The 21441-nt window shown below is 59.1% G+C and carries 21 protein-coding genes; 9 read left to right on the top strand and 12 right to left on the bottom strand.

Annotation, left to right across the window (positions count from 1 at the left end; translation table 11 throughout):
• Window positions 1-65 precede the first annotated feature (65 nt).
• The 8 genes from ACYASS_RS12000 to ACYASS_RS11965 all read right to left on the bottom strand — a co-directional run bounded on the left by ACYASS_RS12000 (window position 66) and on the right by ACYASS_RS11965 (window position 7587).
• A complete protein-coding gene (locus tag ACYASS_RS12000; RefSeq protein WP_463586269.1) occupies window positions 66-662 on the bottom strand; it encodes a cysteine dioxygenase family protein in 597 nt (198 codons plus the stop codon).
• Window positions 663-814: 152 nt separating this feature from the next.
• Window positions 815-1651 (bottom strand): amino acid ABC transporter ATP-binding protein, encoded by an 837-nt coding sequence (locus ACYASS_RS11995; protein ID WP_463586268.1) that lies wholly within the window; start codon window positions 1649-1651, stop codon window positions 815-817.
• Window positions 1638-2429 carry an amino acid ABC transporter permease gene (locus ACYASS_RS11990; RefSeq protein ID WP_463586267.1) on the bottom strand — a complete coding sequence of 264 codons (792 nt, stop codon included), beginning with the start codon at window positions 2427-2429 and terminating at the stop codon, window positions 1638-1640. The genes ACYASS_RS11995 and ACYASS_RS11990 overlap by 14 nt, the downstream gene beginning before the upstream one ends.
• Window positions 2419-3153: an amino acid ABC transporter permease gene (locus tag ACYASS_RS11985; protein WP_122664326.1), complete on the bottom strand. Its 735-nt coding sequence runs from the start codon at window positions 3151-3153 to the stop codon at window positions 2419-2421. The genes ACYASS_RS11990 and ACYASS_RS11985 overlap by 11 nt, the downstream gene beginning before the upstream one ends.
• Window positions 3150-4367: an aminotransferase class I/II-fold pyridoxal phosphate-dependent enzyme gene (locus tag ACYASS_RS11980; protein ID WP_463586266.1), complete on the bottom strand. Its 1218-nt coding sequence runs from the start codon at window positions 4365-4367 to the stop codon at window positions 3150-3152. The genes ACYASS_RS11985 and ACYASS_RS11980 overlap by 4 nt, the downstream gene beginning before the upstream one ends.
• Entirely contained in the window at window positions 4364-5800 is a 1437-nt protein-coding gene (locus ACYASS_RS11975) for an FAD-binding oxidoreductase (protein ID WP_463586265.1), read from the bottom strand. Before ACYASS_RS11975 ends, ACYASS_RS11980 begins: the two co-directional genes overlap by 4 nt.
• Window positions 5797-6636: a transporter substrate-binding domain-containing protein gene (locus ACYASS_RS11970; protein WP_463586264.1), complete on the bottom strand. Its 840-nt coding sequence runs from the start codon at window positions 6634-6636 to the stop codon at window positions 5797-5799. The genes ACYASS_RS11975 and ACYASS_RS11970 overlap by 4 nt, the downstream gene beginning before the upstream one ends.
• A 117-nt stretch (window positions 6637-6753) precedes the next feature.
• On the bottom strand, window positions 6754-7587 hold the full coding sequence (locus ACYASS_RS11965; protein WP_463586311.1) for a transporter substrate-binding domain-containing protein: 834 nt from the start codon (window positions 7585-7587) through the stop codon (window positions 6754-6756).
• Between the two features lie 256 nt (window positions 7588-7843).
• Between ACYASS_RS11965 and ACYASS_RS11960 the strand changes: the two genes are divergently transcribed.
• The 5 genes from ACYASS_RS11960 (at window position 7844) to ACYASS_RS11940 (ending at window position 13213) form a co-directional block, all read left to right on the top strand.
• A complete protein-coding gene (locus ACYASS_RS11960; protein WP_463586263.1) occupies window positions 7844-8713 on the top strand; it encodes a LysR substrate-binding domain-containing protein in 870 nt (289 codons plus the stop codon).
• Window positions 8714-8909: 196 nt separating this feature from the next.
• Window positions 8910-10130, top strand: a complete 1221-nt coding sequence (locus tag ACYASS_RS11955; RefSeq protein WP_243248997.1) for a putative DNA modification/repair radical SAM protein — start codon at window positions 8910-8912, stop codon at window positions 10128-10130.
• Window positions 10127-10981: a TIGR03915 family putative DNA repair protein gene (locus ACYASS_RS11950; protein WP_463586262.1), complete on the top strand. Its 855-nt coding sequence runs from the start codon at window positions 10127-10129 to the stop codon at window positions 10979-10981. The genes ACYASS_RS11955 and ACYASS_RS11950 overlap by 4 nt, the downstream gene beginning before the upstream one ends.
• A 123-nt stretch (window positions 10982-11104) precedes the next feature.
• A complete protein-coding gene (locus ACYASS_RS11945) occupies window positions 11105-11446 on the top strand; it encodes a helix-turn-helix domain-containing protein (RefSeq protein ID WP_463586261.1) in 342 nt (113 codons plus the stop codon).
• Between the two features lie 183 nt (window positions 11447-11629).
• Window positions 11630-13213: an aldehyde dehydrogenase (NADP(+)) gene (locus ACYASS_RS11940; protein WP_463586260.1), complete on the top strand. Its 1584-nt coding sequence runs from the start codon at window positions 11630-11632 to the stop codon at window positions 13211-13213.
• A gap of 359 nt (window positions 13214-13572) precedes the next feature.
• On the opposite strand, the gene ACYASS_RS11935 is transcribed toward ACYASS_RS11940, so the two are convergent.
• On the bottom strand, window positions 13573-14418 hold the full coding sequence (locus ACYASS_RS11935) for a PhzF family phenazine biosynthesis protein (RefSeq protein ID WP_463586259.1): 846 nt from the start codon (window positions 14416-14418) through the stop codon (window positions 13573-13575).
• Window positions 14419-14581: 163 nt separating this feature from the next.
• Between ACYASS_RS11935 and ACYASS_RS11930 the strand changes: the two genes are divergently transcribed.
• On the top strand, window positions 14582-15208 hold the full coding sequence (locus tag ACYASS_RS11930) for a LysE family translocator (RefSeq protein ID WP_463586258.1): 627 nt from the start codon (window positions 14582-14584) through the stop codon (window positions 15206-15208).
• Window positions 15209-15278: 70 nt separating this feature from the next.
• Entirely contained in the window at window positions 15279-16142 is an 864-nt protein-coding gene (locus ACYASS_RS11925) for an NAD-dependent protein deacetylase (protein ID WP_463586257.1), read from the top strand.
• 107 nt (window positions 16143-16249) lie between these two features.
• On the opposite strand, the gene ACYASS_RS11920 is transcribed toward ACYASS_RS11925, so the two are convergent.
• The gene (locus tag ACYASS_RS11920) at window positions 16250-18613 is read right to left on the bottom strand and encodes a DNA polymerase II (protein ID WP_463586310.1); all 2364 of its coding nucleotides are present in this window, start codon (window positions 18611-18613) and stop codon (window positions 16250-16252) included.
• 185 nt (window positions 18614-18798) lie between these two features.
• On the opposite strand from ACYASS_RS11920, the gene ACYASS_RS11915 reads away from it, so the two are divergent.
• Both ACYASS_RS11915 and ACYASS_RS11910 read left to right on the top strand, forming a co-directional pair.
• Window positions 18799-19266, top strand: a complete 468-nt coding sequence (locus ACYASS_RS11915) for a RidA family protein (RefSeq protein ID WP_463586256.1) — start codon at window positions 18799-18801, stop codon at window positions 19264-19266.
• Entirely contained in the window at window positions 19266-19799 is a 534-nt protein-coding gene (locus ACYASS_RS11910) for a GNAT family N-acetyltransferase (protein ID WP_463586255.1), read from the top strand. The genes ACYASS_RS11915 and ACYASS_RS11910 overlap by 1 nt, the downstream gene beginning before the upstream one ends.
• On the opposite strand, the gene ACYASS_RS11905 is transcribed toward ACYASS_RS11910, so the two are convergent.
• Both ACYASS_RS11905 and ACYASS_RS11900 read right to left on the bottom strand, forming a co-directional pair.
• Window positions 19691-20161 carry a helix-turn-helix domain-containing protein gene (locus ACYASS_RS11905; protein WP_243249009.1) on the bottom strand — a complete coding sequence of 157 codons (471 nt, stop codon included), beginning with the start codon at window positions 20159-20161 and terminating at the stop codon, window positions 19691-19693. The genes ACYASS_RS11910 and ACYASS_RS11905 overlap by 109 nt on opposite strands.
• Window positions 20162-20490: 329 nt before the next feature.
• Window positions 20491-21441, bottom strand: coding sequence for a GlxA family transcriptional regulator (locus ACYASS_RS11900; protein ID WP_463586254.1), 951 nt, complete (start codon window positions 21439-21441; stop codon window positions 20491-20493).

Raw genomic sequence — 21441 nt, 5'->3', positions numbered from 1 at the left:
CACACCAACTGCCGGTTAACCGATTACCCCAGCCCTGCCACAGGCACGCATAGGGTGCACATCAATCACGCATAAGCCTTGATCGAGGGTTCCATCTGCGACGCGTTGTAATTCAAGACGCGGCCTTCCTCGTTGACACCAAAGCGGCCGTTCAACGACTCCAGCGGACGACCGTACAAGTGGAAATGCAGCGTCGGCGTATCACCCTCAACCCGGATGCCATGCAGATCTTCACCCAAAAAGCCAATCGGCGTGCCGGGCTGCACCACGACCTCTTTGTCCAGCTCAAGTCTGGCGTACCCAGGGTTGCTGCCATCGTCGGTACGCGCCCAGACGTAATTGATTTCCTGCCCTTGTACGGCAACGATCACCGCCCAGGTCTCATGGTTGTGAGGCAAGGTTTTTTTGCCCGGCAACAGCGAGTTCATGTACAGCGTTGGCGTGTTGCCATCGTCGTTCAGGCGATAGCGAAAAGCCGTCGAACCCGCCCCGGGGACCGGCGAGGGAAAGGTGTCGAAATTAAACAGGTCATGGCGAGTGGCAAGACCTTCAAGCAGCGCGATGATTTCCTGCAACGCCGCACGGTCGACGCCACGATCGTTGATCACACGCACTTGCTGCAAAAGGGTTTCGATGGCTTCGGCACGGTTTTCGATAGTCATAAATACTCCTGGGTTAACTCTTGAACTGAAACGCTTTCCCCCCTGTGGGAGCTGGGCTTGCCCGCGATATGCGTTGCCCGTATCGCCGGCAAGCCCAGCGCCCACACGGGAAAGCATTTCAAATCAAAACAGTTTGGGGGCCTCTTACAGACTCAAACAGAAATGCTGTACCGGCCCAGATTGCTCAGCACGTAGGGATCATTGTGTGCCGCCGGACGTCGACCTGAATCCCCCAGCGCATGACGCAGGAACTCGCGGGTACGCTCGCTGATCGGCCGCTGGAAAATCTGCTCGGCGCTGCCGTGTTCGACGATCAATCCGTTCTCGGTGAAATACACCACATCGCTGATTTCTTCGGCGAAACGCATTTCGTGGGTGACCAGCACGCAGGTCATGCCCTCCTCCGTCAACTCACGGATCACGGTCAGCACCTCGCCGACCGTTTCCGGGTCCAGCGCGGAAGTCACTTCGTCAAACAGGATCAGCTCAGGACGCATGGCCAACGCCCGGGCAATCGCCACGCGCTGTTGCTGACCACCGGACAACTGCCCCGGATAGGCATCCGCCTTGTGTTCCATGCGGACCTTGGCCAGCAGTGCCCGGGCTTGCAGCTCGGCCTCGGCCCGGCTGATACCCAGCACCTTGCGTGGCGCAATCACCAGGTTCTCGAGTACCGACAAATGCGGGAACAGGTTGTATTGCTGAAACACGAAACCAACCCGTTTACGCAGTTCGATGCGGTCAGCTTCGGTGGCCAGCTTGTTGACTTCGGTTGCACCGACCTGGATGGTGCCGCGCTGGGTCTGCAGCAAACCGGTAATGCAACGCAGAATGGTTGACTTCCCCGACCCCGAAGGTCCGATGATCGACACCGCCTGACCGCGTTGCACCTCAAGATCAATCCCCTTGAGTACATGGTTGGTGCCGAATGACAAATGCAGGTCGCGCAGACTCACCAGTGGCTGGGAGGCTTTATCAATAGAAGGCATAACGGCGCTCCAGACGTTGAGTCAAACGGGAAATCGGATAGCAGTAGGCGAAAAACAGCGCCAACAGGCTCATGTAGATCAGCACGGTGAAGCCGGTCTGGTTCACGGTATTACTGGCGATCTGCGCGGTGTCGATCACGTCATGCACGCCGACCAGAGAGGCCAGCGCAGTGCCCATGGTGATCACCGCATAAAGATTCATCCATGGCGGCAACATGCGCTTGAAACACTGCGGCAGAATGATCGACGTGAAAATCTGCCAGCGGGTAAACGCCAGCGAACGTGCGGCTTCCCATTGGGTACTGGGGATCGAGCCAATCGCACCACGGAAGATCTCCGCAACGTTGGCACTCGCAGGCAACGCCAGGCCAATGGTGACCTTGACCCAGTCGGGAAACGACACGTAAGAGCTGCCGATGTGTATCTCGAAAGGGAACACGTACGTCGTGAAGTAGATCAGCACCAGCCACGGCGCATTACGGAAAATCTGCACCCAGATCCGCGCGGGCAGACGCAATATCCAGCCGGGCGACAAGGCCAGTGCACCAATCAACAGGCCCGCTAGCGTGCCCAGCCCGATCGCAACCAGGCTGATCAGGATGTTTTGCCCGAACCCCTTGGCCAATGCCGGCGACCATTGCACCAGCGCCATGAACACCGGGCTTTGCGGGGCAGCGAAGATCAGCCAGGCAACTACCGCAACGAGCAGCGCCAGCTTGCCGATGTGGCGGCGCGGCCAAGCCAGCGGCACAGCCACAGTGGAAGAGTCAGTGGCCATAACCAGGCATCCTCAGGCGCGCTTCGAGGGCGCGACCTACACAATTGACGAAGAAGCTCAGCAAGCCGAAGAACGACAGAATCAGAATCATCAGCTCCAGCACGTTATCGCTCTGGGTCCAGATCATGATCGCCGCGTAAGTGATGTCGCCAACCGCAATGGCAGATGCCACTGCCGTCATTTTCACCAGATCGATCAGGTTGTTGATCAGGGACGGCAAGGCGAAACGCAGGGCCAGCGGCAGTTGTACATTCCACAACAACTGACGGCTGCTGAACGCCAGCGAGCTGGCAGCCTCCATGGTCACCGACGGCACAGCCTCGATACCGGCGCGCAACGCCTCGGCATGAAACGCGCCCTTGTGCAAGGAAATCACGATCACGACCCAGGCAAACGGTGTCAGCGGGTTGGCCGCGCCAACAGCCTGAGTCAGCAACATGTTCAGCACCAGAAACGCGCAATACAGCTGAACCAGGGTTGGCGTGTTGCGGGTGACCTCAATGAATATCCGCGCCGGGGTTGCCAGATACGTTTTGCCCGACGTCAGCATTGCCGCCAGCACAACGCCTACCAGCAAGCTGCCGACGATGGTGAAAGCGCACAACAGCATGGTGGTCAGCGCACCGTCTACCATGGAGCCGCGTTGATAGGCATCCAGCAGAAAGTTGTAATTGAGTCCGAACCCTGCGGTCCAGTGGACGAACAATTCCAGCCAATGACTCATGCAGGCACCTCGCTGAGTAAACGCGCGCAGGCCGCGGCGATGCGTCGTCCGGCTTCAGCAACGCTAGTCGTTGCAGTGGCAATCGACAGGCGGAACCAGGGTGACAGGCCGTAAGCACTGCCCGCGACGCCTGCGACACCTGACTCCAGCAACCAGTCGACCACGTCGGCGTCGCTGTCAATACGCTGGCCGTCCGGACGATAACGACTGAGCAAACCGGCGCAGCGGACAAACACAAAAAACCCGCCTTGAGGCTCCAGAACCTGCAGCCCGTCAACCTCGCGCAATGCCGCTACCAGTACATCACGACGCTGGTGATACGCCGCGACCTGCTCGGGCAGGAAAACCAACCCGCCGTCAAATGCCGCTAGCGCTGCCGCCTGCCCGACTGACGATGCGCCAGAAGTGGATTGCGATTGCACCACCGTCATGGCGGTGGTCAGCTCTTGCGGGCCAGCACCAAAGCCGATGCGCCAGCCGGTCATGGCGTAAGTCTTGGAGACACCGCCCACCAACAGGCAGCGCGATTGCAGATCCGGGGCCACGTTGAGCAGGTTCAACGCCTGACGACCATCAAAGCGAATGTGCTCATACAACTCGTCCAGCAGGACCAGGACCTGCGGATGACGTCGAAGCACGTCAGCCAATGCCTGTAATTCGGCTTCGCTGTAGACCGCGCCGCTCGGGTTGCCGGGGCCGTTGAGAATCAGCCAGCGGGTGCGCTCAGTGATGTGGCTTTCCAACTGGGTCGGCGTCAGCTTGCAGCCCTGTTCCAGCGGGCACTCGATAAACACCGGTTCGCCACCGCTAAAGCGCACGCTGTCCGGAAACGACGGCCAGTACGGTACCGGTACAAGGACTTCGTCACCGTCATCCAGAGTGGCGGCAAAGGCGTTATAAATAATCTGTTTGGCACCGTTGGCAATCACGATGGAGGGCAACGGATATTCCAGCGCGTTTTCCCGCTTGAGCTTACGCTGCACGGCATCCCGCAGAGCTTTCACGCCAGGGGTTGCGGTGTACTTGGTATCGCCCGCTGCAATGGCGGCATAGGCGGCTTGCTTGATGTGTTCCGGCGTATCGAAATCCGGCTCACCGGTGGTCAGGTCGAGGATATCGACCCCCGCCTCGCGCAAGGCGGTGACTCGTGATTTGGCTGCGGCATTGGCCGACAGCGTGACGCGCTGTACGCGTTTTGACAGACGCACACTCATGGCGCTTCTCCCTGTTCGCCAACCACCAGGACTTTGCCGGGGTTGAGCAGGTTTTTCGGGTCCAGCGCCCGCTTGATGCGACGCATCAGGTCCAGCTCTACCGGGCTTTTGTAGCGCGACAGCATGTCCAGCTTGCGCTGGCCGATGCCGTGCTCAGCGCTGATCGAGCCGCCATGAGCATGCGCACTGTCGTGCACCAGCAGGCTTAGGGCAGCGTAATTGGCCATGTGCGCCTCAACCGTCGAATCCAGCGGATGGGCCACGTTGTAATGCAGGTTGCCGTCGCCCAGATGACCGAAGGTGAAGTTGCGTACGCCAGGGAAATGCGCCTGTAGCAAGGCGTTGGTGTGAGTAACGAAATCGACCACCCGGGAAATCGGCACGGAGATGTCGTGCTTCATGTTGCGACCGGCGCGCTTCTGCGCGTCACTCATGTTCTCGCGCAGTAACCACAGGGCTTCGCTCTGGGCGAGGCTTTCGGCAATCAAAGCATCAGCCAGTAATTCGCTTTCAAATGCTGCGCCCAAAACCTCTTCAAACGATTGCCGGGCGTGGCTTTCGCTGTGGTTATCAGAGAGTTCCAACAGTGCAAACCAGGGTTGCGCTGCCTTGGAAAATGGCTGCGGACCGTCCGGAAACTGCTCGCGCAGCAACGCCAGACAATCAGCCGTCAGCAACTCGAATGCCGTCAGGCTTGCGCCAAATCCAGCGCGGGCATGGGACAGAAAACTCACCGCTTGCGCCAGCGAGTCGAACGCCAGAAACGCCGTTGCCTGAGCCTTGGGCAGTGGGAACAGTTTCAACGTAGCGGCAGTGATGATGCCCAGCGTGCCTTCACTGCCAATGTATAAATCCCTGAGGTCGTAGCCGGTGTTGTCCTTACGCAAACCGCGCAGGCCATGCCAGATTTCGCCCTCGGCAGTCACCACTTCCAGCCCCAGCGTCAACTCACGTGTGTTGCCATAACGCAGTACGGCAGTACCGCCAGCGTTGGTACCCAGGTTGCCGCCGATGGTGCAACTGCCCTCCGCGCCCAGACTGAGCGGGAACAGACGCCCGGCTTCACGCGCCACCTCTTGCAGGTGTTGCAGGATGCAGCCGGCCTCGACGGTAAACGTATCGTTGTCGGTGTCCACTGCGCGCACGCGGTTCAGTCGATCCAGCAATACCAGCACGGCGGTGCCGCTGGCATCGGGTGTCGCGCCGCCCATCAAGCCGGTGTTGCCCCCCTGCACCACGACGGGCGCGTCATGAACGACACACAGGCGGACAACGGCTGCGACCTGTTCGGTATCAGCCGGGCGAACTATCGCCACCACCCGGCCAACGTAACGGCCTTGCTTGTCGGTCAGTTGCGAGGCGGTGTCATCACCGCTCTGCACATGAACGGCACCCAGCAGTTGCTGTAACGCCTGGAACAGGGCTGCACTCATTGACTGACGGCCAACGGCGCGGCGTTACGGAATTTTTCATGCAGGTCACGCAAGGCTTGAGACGGTGCCATGCCGGTGCGTTCGCCGACCTCGATCAACCAGCCGCTGCGGTGCCAGTCACGCACAATGGCGTCGAGCCTGGCTTGCACATCATGTTCGCCCTTGCGAATCCAGATCACCGAATTGGACGGGATCAGATCGTTCGGCAATGGAATCGCATAGTCAGCCCACTCGGCGTCGCTGAGCAGCGCATGCATGGTCGGGCTGACATGTACCGCCGCCACGCAGCCGTTGCCACGCAGGGACAACAGCGATTCGGACTGGCTGCGGAACGCCTTGATCTGCGCGCCGTAGGTTTCCTGCAGAGGCTTGATAAAGTTGCTGCCCTGGGACACGCACACCGGCTTGCCCTTGAGGTCTTCCCACGTGCTGATCCCGGCGCCTTTGCGAATCAGTGCAGCACCGCCGACTTCTTCATAGGGGGTCGGCACGTAATCGAGAATTTCGGCGCGCTCGTCGGTGTACTGCATGTTGGCGATCAACAGATCAACCTTGCCCTGCTGCAGGAACTGCACGCGGTTCGGCGCCAGCACCGAAACAGTCTCCAGCTCGACGCCCATTTGTTTGGCAATGCCTTTGGCCAGTTCGACGTTGTAGCCCAGATGCTCGCCGGTCTTCGGATCGATAGTGCCAAATGGCGGCCCGCTGAGAATCACACCAACGCTGATCTTGTGGCGCTGCTGGATCTTGTCGAGCGTCGCGTCAGCGTGAGCCAGCCCGGCGCAGAGCACCAGCCCTAGTGCTGTCAGGGTTTTACGGGTGAAGAAGGTGTTCATGGAAAGTCCTTACCGACAGAATGAAGCCTCTGCAGGAGCTGCCGAAGGCTGCGAAGCGGTTGCACCTGGCACACCGCTTTCGCAGCCTTCGGCAACTCCTACAGAAGAGCCCGCTAATCAGCCCTTGAACTGCGCATGCAGCTCAACCAGCGCAGGCGATGCAGGCGTGATGTTGTGGCGTTTTTCAGCCTCGATCAGAAAACCGCTGCGGTGCCAGTCTTTGACGATGCTGTCGAGCCTGGCCTGGGTATCGGTTTCGCCCTGACGCGTCCAGATCACCGAGGGTGCCGGGTTCAGCTCCGGAGCAATGGCACGGTAGTCCTTCCATTCCGGATTGTTGGCCACGAGCGGATTGATCAGTGTCGAATCATGAACGGCAGCCACGCAGTTGTTGCCACGCAGCGCCAGCAGGGATTCGGAGGAGCTTTTGAATGCCTTGAGCTCAGCACCAAACTCAGTCAGCGGTTTGACGTAGCTACTGCCCTGGGAGGTGCACACCGACTGGCCTTTGAGGTCTTGCCAGGTGTTGATCTTGCTGTCCTTCAATACCGCCGCAGTGCCGCCGACGCGATAGAAAGGTGTGGGTACAGACCCCAGAATCTGGCTGCGTTCAGCGGTCCACTCCATGTTGGCAATCAACAGATCCACCTTACCCTGCTGCAGGAATTGCACACGATTGGCGGGCAGTACCGGCACCAGTTCAACTTCAGCGCCAAGGCGGCGGCCGATGTCTTCTGCCAGGTCAACGTTCAAGCCTTTCGGCTTTTGATTGGCAGGATCGATAGAGCCGAACGGCCCACCAGAGAGCAGCACACCGACCACCAGCTTGTGCCGGGCTTCAATTTTGTCCAGCGTTGCATCGGCCTGCGCCATACCGGTCACCGCAAGCGAAACCAAAGCGCCCAACATGACAGGCAGAAAACGTGAAGCTGGCGTGCGTGTGTTAGGCATAGTCATTCCCGGTTCATTCCCTGGCTGATGGTCGGCGTCCCCCGACCTGATGTGGGGCATCCTAGGTAGCGCCAGCGATTAACGGAAATTCAAATATCAAATATGGTTATAACTTTCTGTATTTTCGTTTTAGACATAAACGCTATAAGCTCGTAAAACAGGGCTTTCGCGGAAATCTCTTAAAATACTCACTGCCATTACATAAATAAACGTAATGTATTGCGCTATCTGATTGATATGACCGAGCCGTATGCACATGTTGAACCCTCCTCCCAGTACGACCCTCGATCTGGAACTGCTGCGTACGTTCATTGCCGTGGTCGACCACCACAGCTTTGCCGAAGCGGGCGCACAACTGGCGCGCACCCAATCCTCCGTGACCCAGCACATGCAGCGTCTGGAACAGCAGGTGGGTGTCAGCCTGTTCCATAAGCAGGGACGCCAGAAACAGCTCACCGAGCCAGGTCGCCAGTTGCTGCGCCATGCCAGGCAAATGCTGTCGCTCAATGACGAAGCGCTTAACTCCCTGCGCGAAGACAGCCTGAGTGGCGTGCTGCGCATCGGCTCCCCTCATGACGTCGCTGACACCATCCTGCCGCCGATCCTCAGCCACATCGCCCGTTCAGCACCGCGCCTGCGCCTGGAAATCGACGTCGGCCGCAGCCCGTTCCTGATGGACGATCTGCATCGCGGCAAAGTAGACATGGTGATTTCGACCCGCGAAGACCCGGACCTTGAAGGCTTTGCGCTGCGCACCTCTCCGGTGTGGTGGATCTGCTCCGCGCAGTACATCCACGTGCCCGGCGAGCCCTTACCGTTGATTCTGGTGGACGAACCGAGCATCTATCGGCGTTATGCGCTAGAGGCCCTGGAACGCGCCAATATCCCCTGGCGGCAGGCGTATCTGGCGTCCAACCTGATCGGCATCAAGGCTGCCACCCGTGCCGGGTTGGGTGTCACCGCGCGGAGCATGGAAATGCTCGGCCCGGACATGCGCGTACTGGGAGAAAACGACGGTTTGCCACGCCTGCCGGATGTGACTTACCACCTGTGGATCAGGCCCAACACCGTCAACCCGCTCGCACGCAAGGCCTATGATCTGATTCGCGGGAGTCAGGGGATGTAGCGAGGAGTGGCAAGGATTTTCAAGTGAAAATCTTGCTCATTTGAACTGGAACGGGATCGTATGTGGGATTGCAGTCCCGTTCACAATACCCGTGCACTCCATTTCACGTAACTCATAGCCCATTCTCCCGACCACAGGACATTGCATCCCACGACCCAACCCTATACTGTACATTCAAACAGTATCGGAGTTTCCCATGCAGCTCATCGACAAGCTCAGTATCCTCGCTGACGCTGCCAAGTACGACGCTTCGTGCGCCAGCAGCGGCGCGCCCAAGCGCAGTTCGGAGGGCAAGACCGGGCTGGGATCAAGCAACGGCATGGGAATTTGCCACAGCTACACGCCAGACGGGCGCTGCGTCTCGCTGCTCAAGATTCTGCTGACCAATTTCTGTCTGTATGACTGCCAATACTGCGTCAATCGCCGCTCCAGCGACGTACCTCGTGCCCGCTTCAGCCCGGAAGAAGTGGTTACTTTGACCCTGGACTTCTACCGGCGTAATTGCGTGAGCGGGCTGTTCCTCAGCTCCGGCATCATTCGCTCGGCGGACTACACCATGGAGCAGTTGATCGAGGTGGCTCGACTGTTGCGAGAGGTCCACGAATTTCGCGGTTATATCCACCTCAAGACCATACCCGACGCCGATCCGGCGCTGATCGAGATGGCGGGCCGCTATGCTGACCGACTGAGCGTCAACATCGAATTACCCACTGACGACGGCTTGAAAACCCTGGCACCGGAAAAAAACGTGGTCACGATCAAACAGGCCATGCAGACCATCCATACCGGGCAACAGACTGTTCTCAACGAACCCCGCGCCCCACGCTTCGTACCTGCCGGGCAAAGCACACAAATGATCGTTGGTGCCGACGAAACCGATGACAGCACCATCCTCAGCAGTGCCGAGTCCCTCTATGGTAACTACGGCCTGCGCCGGGTTTATTACTCAGCGTTCAGCCCGATCCCCAACAGCCCGAAAAGTGTGCCGCTGGCGGCACCGCCACTGATGCGTGAACACCGCTTGTACCAGGCCGACTTCCTGTTGCGCGGCTATGGCTTCAAGGTCAATGAACTGTTTCAGGGGCCGGGCCACCTGGCGCTCGATATCGACCCGAAACTGGCTTGGGCGCTGAACAATCGCAGCTTGTTCCCACTGGACCTGAACCGTGCTGACGCGTCGCTGATTGCACGCATCCCCGGAATTGGTATTCGCACGACCAACCGTCTGATGGAGCTGCGTCGACAGCGGCGAATCCGTTATGAAGATTTGACCCGCATGCGCTGCGTACTGGCCAAGGCCAAGCCATTCATCGTCACCTGCGACTACCACCCGTCGCAGGCAGAAAGCAGCAGTGAGTCGCTACACATGCTCCTGCGTGATCGTCCGGCACCTCAGCAAATGGGGCTGTGGGGATGATTTGCCTGGAGTGCGATGATCTGTTCGATAACTGGCGTCAGCAGGCACGCTGGCTGCTCAGCCATGAAGTCGATCCAAGCCAGGTCAGTTGGACGTCCAGCGAAGCCAGCGACCTGTTCGGTTCAGATCACAGTTATCCCGAACAGCCGGGCCCCTTCCAGGCACGCATCCCGCTGGCGCTGCTGGAACTACTGGAAAACGCAGCGCAGTATCGCGGCGACCAGCGCTGGAGCCTGCTGTATGAAGTGTTGTGGCGCGTCAGCCATGGCGATCGCACCGCCATGCTTGCCGGTGACAAACTGGGCAGCGAGTTACACAGAAGGATCAAGCAAGTCAGCCGCGAAGCTCATCACCTGCATGCGTTTCTGCGCTTTGTCGCTCTGCCTGCTGCGGATTTGCCGGAATCCGTCGCTCAGCCACACTATGTCGCATGGCACGAGTCTGCCCACGACATTCTGTTGAGCGCCAGCCAGCACTTCATCGGCCGTATGGGCCAGCATCGCTGGATGATTGCAACGCCCAGGGACGGCGTGTACTACGACGGCCAACAACTGATTCACCAGCGGGTCTGCCCTGTTGAGTGGCAACAACTGGCGCGCAATGCCGATGATCCCGGTGGCGAGCTGTGGCTGACCTATTACAGCCATATCTTCAACCCCGCGCGCCTGAACCCGAAAGTCATGCAAGGTCACTTACCGAGCCGTTTCTGGAAGAACCTGCCTGAAGGCCCGCTGATCCCGGCATTGATCAGCGAAGCCAGGACCGGCAAACAGCGCGACGGTCAAGCCAGTCAGGTAGCGACCAGACCCGGCAAACGTATTGCACGGGGCCCCGGCAACACAGCGCCGTGAGCCCCTCCATCGGTCACCCACCAGGATCACACCCCTCACACCCCGAGGCTTCTGTTAACCTGCGTCATCACTCATTGCATAACTGACCTCTTCCCACCGAGGCTCAGCATCAGGACATATCAAATGGAAGGCATGGGCCCCAGACTCAAAGCGGAAAGAAAGCGACTGGCTCTTTCCCAGCGCGACCTGGGTGTCATTGGCGGGGTTGAGGCCAATGCTCAAGGGCTTTACGAAAGAGGCAACCGGTTTCCAAATGCTGAATACCTTAGGGCTGTCGCCAAGTCAGGCGTCGACGTCCTGTATGTGATCACCGGCTCCCGGGAGTTGCTGGCCATTGATTCCATAACCGCAGCTGAAACCAAAGTACTGAGCGAGCTGGATGGTTTGCCTCCGGGCGTTCAGGAAGATATCAAACGCCTGATCAGCACCCTGTCTGACACTGATGAACACTCAGGCAAACCCTGAGCCGTTGCGGTCTTGCCTGTAGCATCTGGCTTGTTTGCCTGAATTGACTACCCGGCAGGCATCCTCTGCTCGCCTCATAATAGTGGGCGCACATTCAAATCTTCGACTACCTTGCAGTGCTGAAAACCTGCCGGGCCGTCGATCCGCTTACACGGCCTCTTACCGAATTACACCGGAGGCCTCATGACCGCTCTACTCGGACACAACTTCATCAACGGCAAGCGCAGCGCAGCAGGCTCGGTTAGTCTGCAGAGTCTGGATGCAACGACCGGCGAAGCTCTGCCACTGTCCTTCATGGAAGCAACCCGCGATGAGGTCGACGCTGCCGCGCTCGCCGCCGCTGGTGCTTACCACGCCTACCGCACCACGAGCGCGCAGCAAAGGGCGAGTTTTCTCGACGCCATCGCCGACGAACTTGACGCACTGGGTGACGAATTCATCTCCATGGTTTGCCGTGAAACAGCCCTGCCACCGGGCCGTATCCAGGGTGAACGGGCGCGCACCAGCGGCCAGATGCGGTTGTTCGCACAACTGTTGCGCCGAGGCGATTTCTACGGTGCGCGTATTGACCGGGCCTTGCCGGATCGCCAACCGCTTCCCCGGCCGGACCTGCGCCAATACCATATCGGTCTCGGCCCGGTAGCGGTATTCGGCGCCAGTAATTTTCCGCTGGCGTTTTCCACAGCCGGGGGCGATACCGCAGCCGCACTGGCCGCTGGTTGCCCGGTGGTATTCAAAGCCCACCCGGGGCACATGGCGACGGCTGAATGGGCCGCACTGGCAATTATCCGCGGCGCAGAAAAAACCGGAATGCCTGCTGGCGTCTTCAACATGATCTACGGCGGCACCGTCGGTGCATGGCTGGTTCAGCACCCGGCGATCAAGGCCGTCGGCTTTACCGGCTCACTGGGCGGTGGGCGCGCATTGTGCGACATGGCCGCAGCACGTCCGGAACCCATCCCGGTGTTTGCCGAGATGTCGAGCATCAACCCGATACTGGTGCTGCCGACAGCGCTTGAAGTGCGCGCCGAAAAAATTGCTGCTGAGCTGGCGGCCTCCGTCGTTCAGGGCGGCGGGCAATTTTGCACCAAGCCGGGATTGGTGATCGGCATCCGCTCACCGCAGTTTGGCCACTTCCTGGACAAGCTCGGCCATCTGCTCAACGCCCATGCGCCGCATACGCTGCTGAACGCCGGTGGCTTGTGCAACTTCGCTGACGGATTGGGCCGACTGGCCAGCCATCCAGGCCTGCACCATCGCGCCGGACAGGTTCAACAAGGCAACCAGGCCTACCCGCAATTGTATGAAGCGGACGTCGCATTGCTGCTTGATGGCGACACCTTGCTGCAACATGAAGTCTTCGGGCCGATGCTGGTTGCCGTGACGGTTGAAGACGCCGAACAGCTGAAACAAGCCGTGCTCAGCCTGCAAGGCCAACTGACCGCGACGTTAATAGCCGAACCGGCAGATTTCGAAGCGTTCGCGGATCTGGTGCCGTTAATGGAGTACAAGGCCGGGCGCCTGTTGATCAATGGCTATCCAACCGGTGTGGAGGTCAGCGACGCGATGGTCCATGGCGGCCCGTATCCGGCAACATCCGACGCCCGCGGAACATCGGTCGGCACCTTGTCCATCAACCGCTTTCTGCGCCCGATCTGCTTCCAGAATTACCCCGACTCGTTACTGCCCGACGCATTGAAAAACGGTAACCCGCTGGGGCTGATGCGACTGGTGGATGGGGTGGGGACACGAGAGGCGTTGGGTTAACGCTCCCATCCCGGCAGGAACTCAATGTTTACCTGCACGATGACGTGGGATCGGCTTTAGCCGGGAGAGCGGTATTTCGCCAAAGAAAACTTAGCGAACATCTCGACGCCCTCCCGGCTAAAACCGGCCCGAGGGTGCTGCGTAGATTCTGTGAGCGGTGCTTGCCCGCGATACAGGCATCTCGGTACATCTGACAGGCCGTGTCGTTTATATCGCGAGCAAGCTCGGCTCCTACAAATCCAATGCAGCCCAACTGTGGCCCAGTTGCCGCTGATGAAAGGCGTTTTTACGGTTGGAGATTCTATGCTTGCCTACAAGCGTGCTCTTGATCGTGAACCGCAAGCCGGTCCCACGGTGCCTCATCCCAGTTCCACGCTGCCCTCGATGCAGGTCACTACATCACCGCCGATCCATATGTCATCACCAAGACGTTGCACGTGGACCCTGCCCTGCCTGCCCATTACCGTGCCCTGGCTCACAACATAACTATCCGCCGCCACCCCGTCGTTCAATACCCATTGGGCGATGCCCGCGTTGAGGCTACCGGTCACCGGATCCTCCGGCATACCGTCTCCGGCGATAAAAGCCCTGACCTCGAACTGCGCGTCTTCGCCATCGGACAGTGGATCCCAAGCCGCGAAGACGCCAATGGCCAGCCCGGCCAACTGCGCATAATCAGGCTGCAGCGCCAGTACGCTGGCCCGATCGACAAGCCTCAGCGCCAACCAGCCAGCGCCGTTATCGACCCAGCGAGCCTCCAGGATCGCGCTGCCCACCAGGCCCAGGCCCGAGCGAATCCGCTCCAGTAAAGCGGCGTCGACAGGTCCCGAGCGCAACAGCGCTGGTGCCGTAAACGCCAATTGTCCATCCTGACGCCGAATACGCACTAACCCGATGCCACACTCCTGAATGATTTCATCACCCTTGGGCTGCCCGCCGCTTTCGAGCCAGGCATGACAGCTGCCCAACGTCGGATGGCCAGCAAATGGCAGCTCATCCAGCGTGGTGAAGATTCGCAACCGATAATCTGCCTCCGGGTGCTGCGGGCTCAGCACGAAGGTTGTTTCACTGAGGTTGGTCCAATGGGCGAATGCCGCCATCGTATCCTCACCGAGCCCGTCAGCATCGAGCACCACCGCCAGCGGGTTGCCTTTCAGGGCCTGACGGCTGAAAACATCAACCTGCTTGAACGGATAACGACTCATCACTGCCTGCTCTGAAAATAGATGGGCAGCGAGATTCTCACTTCAGACCGACAAAGGCAAAACCATGGAACTGTTGCACAACAATCGCCAGCAACTGTAGCGCAGCCTCTTGAGTGCGATCGGCTAACGTCGAGGTACACCACTCAACGCTGGGAAGCGGCTCATGATCGACCTTCAAACACTGTCTTTATTCTGCGGCGCAGTCATGCTTCTGCTGATAACTCCTGGCCCGAACATGGCGTTTGTCATGAGCCACGGTTTTACCTATGGCTGGCGCGGTGGCCTTGCGGTTGCATTGGGGATCAGCGCCGCAGACATCGTTCTGACGGTTCTCACCGCAACGGGCGTAACCGGTCTGGTCGCTGCATGGCCGCCGTCTTTCGACATTATTCGGTATGCGGGGGTGGTCTACCTGTTGTGGATGGCCTGGAAAGCCCTGCAAGGCGGCAAGCTGGGCGAGAGCCACATCGATAACCAGGTTTCGCTGCGCACGGTGTTTGTCCGGGCCATGCTCAACAGCCTGCTCAATCCCAAGGCACTGCTGTTCTTCATCGTCTTCCTCCCACAATTCGTGACACCGTCCACGGGCATGATCGCCGAGCAGTTGATCCTCCTCGGCCTGGTGCTCACGGTAATAGCGTTCGTATTCCATGCGGTGCTGGGCGCATTCGGGGGTACCATCAACCGCTGGTTCGCTGGAAAAGAGCGCCTGGGCAGACTTCAGCCACGGCTGCTTGCCAGCGTACTGACGCTAATGGCGGTGCGTTTGATGGTCATGTCCAGACCCTGATAATTACTCGCAGGGCACCCATTCGCACGGGCCGGGTCATATACCACTCATGCCACGCGGAGACCGCTTCATGCTGGACAGCCCATCAGTAGCCCCGGTCGAAGCGCTTCTTGCGCTGATGTCGCACAAGCGTTTCGTGGTCCTGACCGGGGCAGGCATCAGTACCCCCTCAGGCATTCCCGACTACCGGGATACCAATGGGGTAAGGCGCGGCAAAGCGCCGATGATGTTCCAGGAGTTTCTCGGTTCCCCCGAGGCCCGTCGGCGCTATTGGGCCAGGGCCATGCTGGGCTGGCCGCGAGTGCGAATCGCCGAACCCAATGCGGCACATCGGGCTCTGGCAACATTGCAGTCCCGTCAGCGCCTCAGCGGGTTGATCACGCAAAACGTTGACACCCTCCATGATCAGGCTGGCAGCAGCGACGTTATCGAGCTACATGGCAGCCTGCACCGCGTGCTGTGCCTGGACTGCGGCGAACGCTCCGACCGGGCAGCCATTCAGCAATTGATGGAACTGCAAAATCCTTATCTCGCGGGCGTTGACGCGGTTCAGGCACCGGATGGCGACACCCTGCTCGACCCGGCGTTCGAGTCCCGCTTTCAGGTGCCTCATTGTCCTTATTGCGACGGCCAGCGCCTCAAGCCAGACGTGGTGTTTTTCGGCGAAAACGTTGCTCCACAGACTGCCGCCAAAGCGCTTGCCCGCGTGACCGAGGCTGACGGTTTGCTGGTGGTAGGTTCCTCGCTGATGGCCTACTCGGCGTTCCGTTTGTGCAAAACAATCAACGAGCAAGGCAAGCCGTTAATCGCCATCAACATCGGCAAGACCCGCGCGGATGAGCTGCTGGACCTGAAGATTGAGATGTCGTGTGAGGTGTTGTTGCCGGAGTTGGTGGAGCGACTCGTCAAGGGCAGAGATACCCGATGCATGTAATCACCTGTGGAGATTCTATGCTCGCCTGCACGCTTGATCTCTCAGGACTGGCCGGGCAGGCGCGGTGTCTGTGGGAGCGCACTCAATCGGCCAAATGCGCTGATCCCCTAAAACAACCCCAACTGCCCACCAATCAAGGTACTGAAATCGTCGTCCACAAACGGCAGGATCGCGTCGGCAATCGGCTGTAATTGACGACTGACGTAGTGATCGTAATCAATCGGCGCATGCCTTGTTTCCAGGGGCTCCGGCCCGGCGACCGTGATCACGTAGCTGATCCAGCCGCCGTTCTGATACTGCCTCGGACGTCCCAGATTCGCGTTGTGTTCGTCCGCCAGTCGAGCGGCCCGAACATGCGGCGGCACGTTGCGCTCGTAGTCATCCAGTCGACGCCGCAGCCGCTTGCGATAAATCAGCAAGTCGTCAAACTCTCCGGCCAGGGTACGACGCACATAATCACGCACGTAATCCTGATAGGGCTGGCGATGAAAAATCCGCGAATACAACGCCTGCTGAAACTCCCGAGCGAGTGGCGACCAGTCGGTACGCACGGTCTCAAGACCTTTATAGATCATCTCCTCAGAACCATCCGCGCGCCTGACCAAACCGGCGTAGCGCTTCTTGCTACCCTCCTCCGCGCCGCGAATCGTGGGCATCAGGAAGCGGCGGAAATGAGTTTCAAATTGCAGTTCCAGCGCACTGGTCAACCCGTATTCCTGCTGCAGATGCTCACGCCACCACTGGTTGACCTGCTGCACCAGTGAGCGACCGATCCGGGTTGCTTCTTCCTCGCCATGCAGGCTCTTGAGCCAGACGAACGTGGAGTCGGTATCGCCGTAGATCACCGTGTAGCCCTGCGCTTCAATCAACTGCCGGGTACGGCGCATGATCTCGTGGCCGCGCAAGGTAATGGACGACGCCAGCCGCGTATCAAAAAAACGGCAACCACTGGAGCCAAGCACGCCGTAGAAGGCATTCATAATGATCTTCAACGCTTGGGAAAGCGGCTGGTTGTTCTCCCGCTTCGCGGTTTCACGACCTTGCCAGACCCGCTCCACTATCGCGGGCAGACAGTGCCGGGTACGGGAAAAACGCCCGCCCCGAAAGCCGGGTACCGAATGCTCATCCGAAGGGTTACGGATGCCCTCAACCAAACCTACAGGGTCGATCAGGAAAGTACGAATGATCGATGGATACAGGCTCTTGTAATCCAGCACCAGTACTGACTCATAAAGGCCTGGCTGCGAATCCATGACAAAACCACCGGGGCTGGCCTCGGGCATGCGCTCGCCCAGGTTGGGAGCCACGAAACCCTGACGATGCATCAGCGGGATATACAAATGACAGAACGCAGCAACCGAGCCACCACTGCGGTCAGCAGGCAAGCCGGTGACTGTTGCGCGCTCCAGCAGAAACGTCAGCAGTTCGGTCCTGGCGAAAATCCGCGTCACCAGCTCGCAGTCCTTGAGGTTGTAGCGAGCCAATGCTGGCTTGTCCTCGGCGAACATGCGGTTGATTTCGTCCATACGCTGATACGGCGTATCAATCGCTTTGCCTTCGCCCAGCAAGGTCTGCGCAACGTTTTCCAGGCTGAACGACGGAAAGCTCCAGGTTGCCGAGCGCAGCGCCTCGATGCCGTCGATGATCAGACGCCCGCTGGCGTCGGCGAAAAAGTGATTGTTGCGCGATCCATGCTCGCGCCAACCCATCGCCTCACCCCCACGCCCAAGGCGCAACGGCACTTGCAGGCGTTGGGCATGCTCGTGCAAGACCCGCAGATCGAACTGCACGACATTCCAGCCAATGATCGCATCCGGATCATGACGCGCCAGCCACTGATTCAGACGCTCCAGTAACTGCTTGCGGGTGTCGCAGTACTCAAGGTCGAAATCGACTTCGCGGTCGTCGCCATTGGCCGGGCCCAGCATGTACACCTGGCGCTGGTCGCAGCCTTCAAGCGCGATGGAATAAAGCTCACCTTTTTCTGTTGTTTCGATATCCAGTGAAACCAGCCGCAGCTTTGGCCGGTAATGCTCGGCAGGCCTGATCTGTGCCTCGCATAGCGTACCGTTGCTGTCAGCGACGCCGCTGAACTGCACGGGCGCGGTGATGAAGCGCTCCATCAGATAGCGTTCAGGCGGCCTGATATCGGCCTCGTAAACGTCCACGCCACCTTTGCGCAGGGACTTTTCCAGGTTCATTAATTGCCGATGCTGCTGACAGTAAACCCCAAGCACCGGGCGATGGCGGAAGTCACACAGGCTCAATTCACGCAGTTCGACTCCGGTTTCATTGCGCAGCACCGCTTCGGCACGGACGCGCTGCTCGGCAGGAATGAACGCCACGGAAGGTTGCACCGGCAAGCGAATGTGACGGGGACCCTCATCAGTCGCCAGCCAGAAGTCCACTTGCGTGCCTTCTGGCGTATCGCGCCAGTGTCGACTCAGGATAAAGCCCTGTTGCACCTCCACCACCGTCAAACCTCAAAAACCTTCAAGAGCGTGATTCTACTTGGCATTGACTCATCTGGGGCGACTCATCTGCTGGTCGAGGATCTGGATCAGATTTTGCGCTCACGACCGCTTGCCAAGCCTTGGTACTTGAGGCGATATAGTCACCCATCGCCCCCCCCCTCACTTTGGCCACGAGACCTGACATGTCAGCAGACCAGCGCTTCAACCTGATCGCCGAGCAACTGGGCTATAGCTTCGACGGCGAAATCAAAATCGGCGGCAATTATGTGCCTGTGGTTCGTCACAACGATGAGCTTTACGTCAGCGGCCAGATCCCCCGGGGTGGTGACACGGTGGTAGTGACGGGGCGTGCCGGAGCCGACATCAGCCTCGCCCAGGCACAACTGGCCGCGAAAATTTGCGCCATGCGCGCGCTGGCGTTGCTGCAACGCAGCGTCGGTTCACTGGAGGGAATCAAACGCCTGCTGCGCATGAACCTGTATGTGCAATGTGCGCAGGATTTCACCCAGCAGAGCGAAGTGGCGGATGGCGCATCTGAAGTGTTGTTCTTCGTACTCGGCGAAGTGGGCGCGCACACTCGCAGCTCGATCGGCGTTTATCAGTTACCTAAAAACGCGACGGTCGAGCTTGACCTGATTGCGGTGGTGTAATGCAGACATCGACGACGCCCACTATTGAACGCTTGCACGCCCGGCATGCCGCTGCGTACAGAGTATTGATGCTTGACGCCTATACCCGCCACCCGGAGGCGTTCACCTCATCGCCTGAAGAGCGCGCTGCCCTGCCCTTGTCGTGGTGGGAACACAGGCTTGATGAGGCAGAAGATGCGGGGCAAGTGGTGTTCGGTATCCTCGACGGTGAAAGCGTACTCGGCGCTGTGGGCTTGACCTTCAGCAGTCGGCAACGGGCCCGGCACAAGGTGTTGTTGTTCGGCATGTATGTCGTCGCCGAACAACAGGGCAAAGGTTACGGCCAGGCCCTGCTCGAAGCAGCGCTGGATTACGCACGTAACCGGCCTGACGCGTTGTTGGTACAACTGACTGTCAGTGAAGACAACCCTTCAGCCCGCAAGCTTTACGAGCACAACGGGTTTGAATCCTTTGGGCTGGAGCCGCTGGCCGTCGCGACCGAGACCGGGTTCATTTCCAAAGTCCATATGTGGCGAGCGCTTCGCGAACTGTGACCCTGGCTGGCTGCTTGTGATTTGCGTTCGATGCCACGCCATAGAGCAGGGTTTGTGCCTTCGGTTTTGCTGAACATATGGGAAAAATGCGCCTGGTCGCAAAACCCGCATTCGGCGCTGATTTGCGTGAGGGTCATCGCCGAGTTCTTTATCAGCTCCTTGGCTTGCTGGATGCGCTGATTGCGAATCCAGTCCTGAGGAGACATGCCCGTACTGCGTTTGAATGAGCGCGAGAAATGACTGCGGGTCAACTCGCAGGACGCCGCCAGAAAAGGCACAGAAACTTTCTTGCTCAGGTCGGCGCTGATGAGCTGTTTGACCAATGCCAGTCGGCCGGGAGACAGGCCGCCGGTTACCGGCATATCAAGACTGACGTGCGCCCCGGTGAGGGTCACCGGATCAGCATCGTTGTTAACGTCGTACGGTGGGTTGTCCATGGGGCTGAGCCTTGCAAAAAATTCCTTGAGGTATCTTCGCAGGCGTCGACTTTCAAACAACCCTCGCAAGGGGAGCGCAACGGTCATCAAGGTGCACAATCAGGACAAAGCGGCACTCGGTGTTGTTAAGAATTTAAACACTAATGGTAGGAGCGAACTTGTTCGCGAGGCGGCGGGCCTGAACCACCGCATCCAGCATTCTCGCCAACAAGGTGCAGGATCACCATGCATTCGAGGGGATGCCTGATTTCCTCTCAACCAAACTGCTGCCGATACTGGCTCGGTGTCAGGCCGAGTCGGTCGCTGAACAGCGAGCGCATGTACCGCACGCTGCCAAACCCACTGCGATGAGCAATCGTCTTGAGCGGCAGCGCCGTGGTTTCCAGCAGGTTGCGGGCCCTGTCGAGCCGGGCATTCTGGATGAACTCCATCGGTGTCATGTTGACTTCACGACTGAAGACCCTGGCGAAATGCCGTGGGCTCATCGCGGCCATCGACGCCATGCGTTCGATGCAGAAGCTCTCTTCAAGGTGCTCGACAAGGTAGTTCTGCACTCGGGTGATGGGTGTTTCCTGAGTAGCGACTGTGGCCACCAGCGGACTGAACTGCGCTTGTCCGCCCTGCCGCTTCATGACAACCAGCAGTACCTTGGCAACATCCAGCGCGACTTTCTTGCCGTGATCTTCGGCGACCAGCGCCAAGGCCAGGTCGATCCCGGCCGTTACACCGCCGGAGGTCACCAGACGGCGGTCCTTGATGTAGATCTGATCGGTGGTCACATTGGCTGCGGGAAAGCCCTTGATCAAGCGCTCGGTGTAATGCCAGTGAGTGGTCACCGTATGGCCATCGAGCAAACCGGCCCGCCCCAGCAGAAACGCGCCGGTGCAGATCGAACCGTAGAGGACCGATTCCTGCGCAGCCCGCTGCAGCCACGCCACCAGTGGCGGATGACTGTCGTTATAAGACCCCGGCCCTCCTGGCACCAGTAACACGTCAAAGGAAGTCGGGGCGTGTTCAACGCAAATATCCGGGGTGACCGTCACGCCATTTGACGCACGAATAGGCGAAGACTGAGTACCGACGGTCGTCAGTTGGTAGTGCCTGGAAGGGTCGAGATAACGATTGGCGATTGAAAAGACTTCCATCGGCCCGGCCATGTCGAGCAGAAGGAAATCGGGAAACAAAATAATTGCTACGGTCTTCAT

The organism is Pseudomonas sp. HP_14, assembly GCF_055283875.1.
This window is presented reverse-complemented; position numbering and strand designations above follow the sequence as displayed.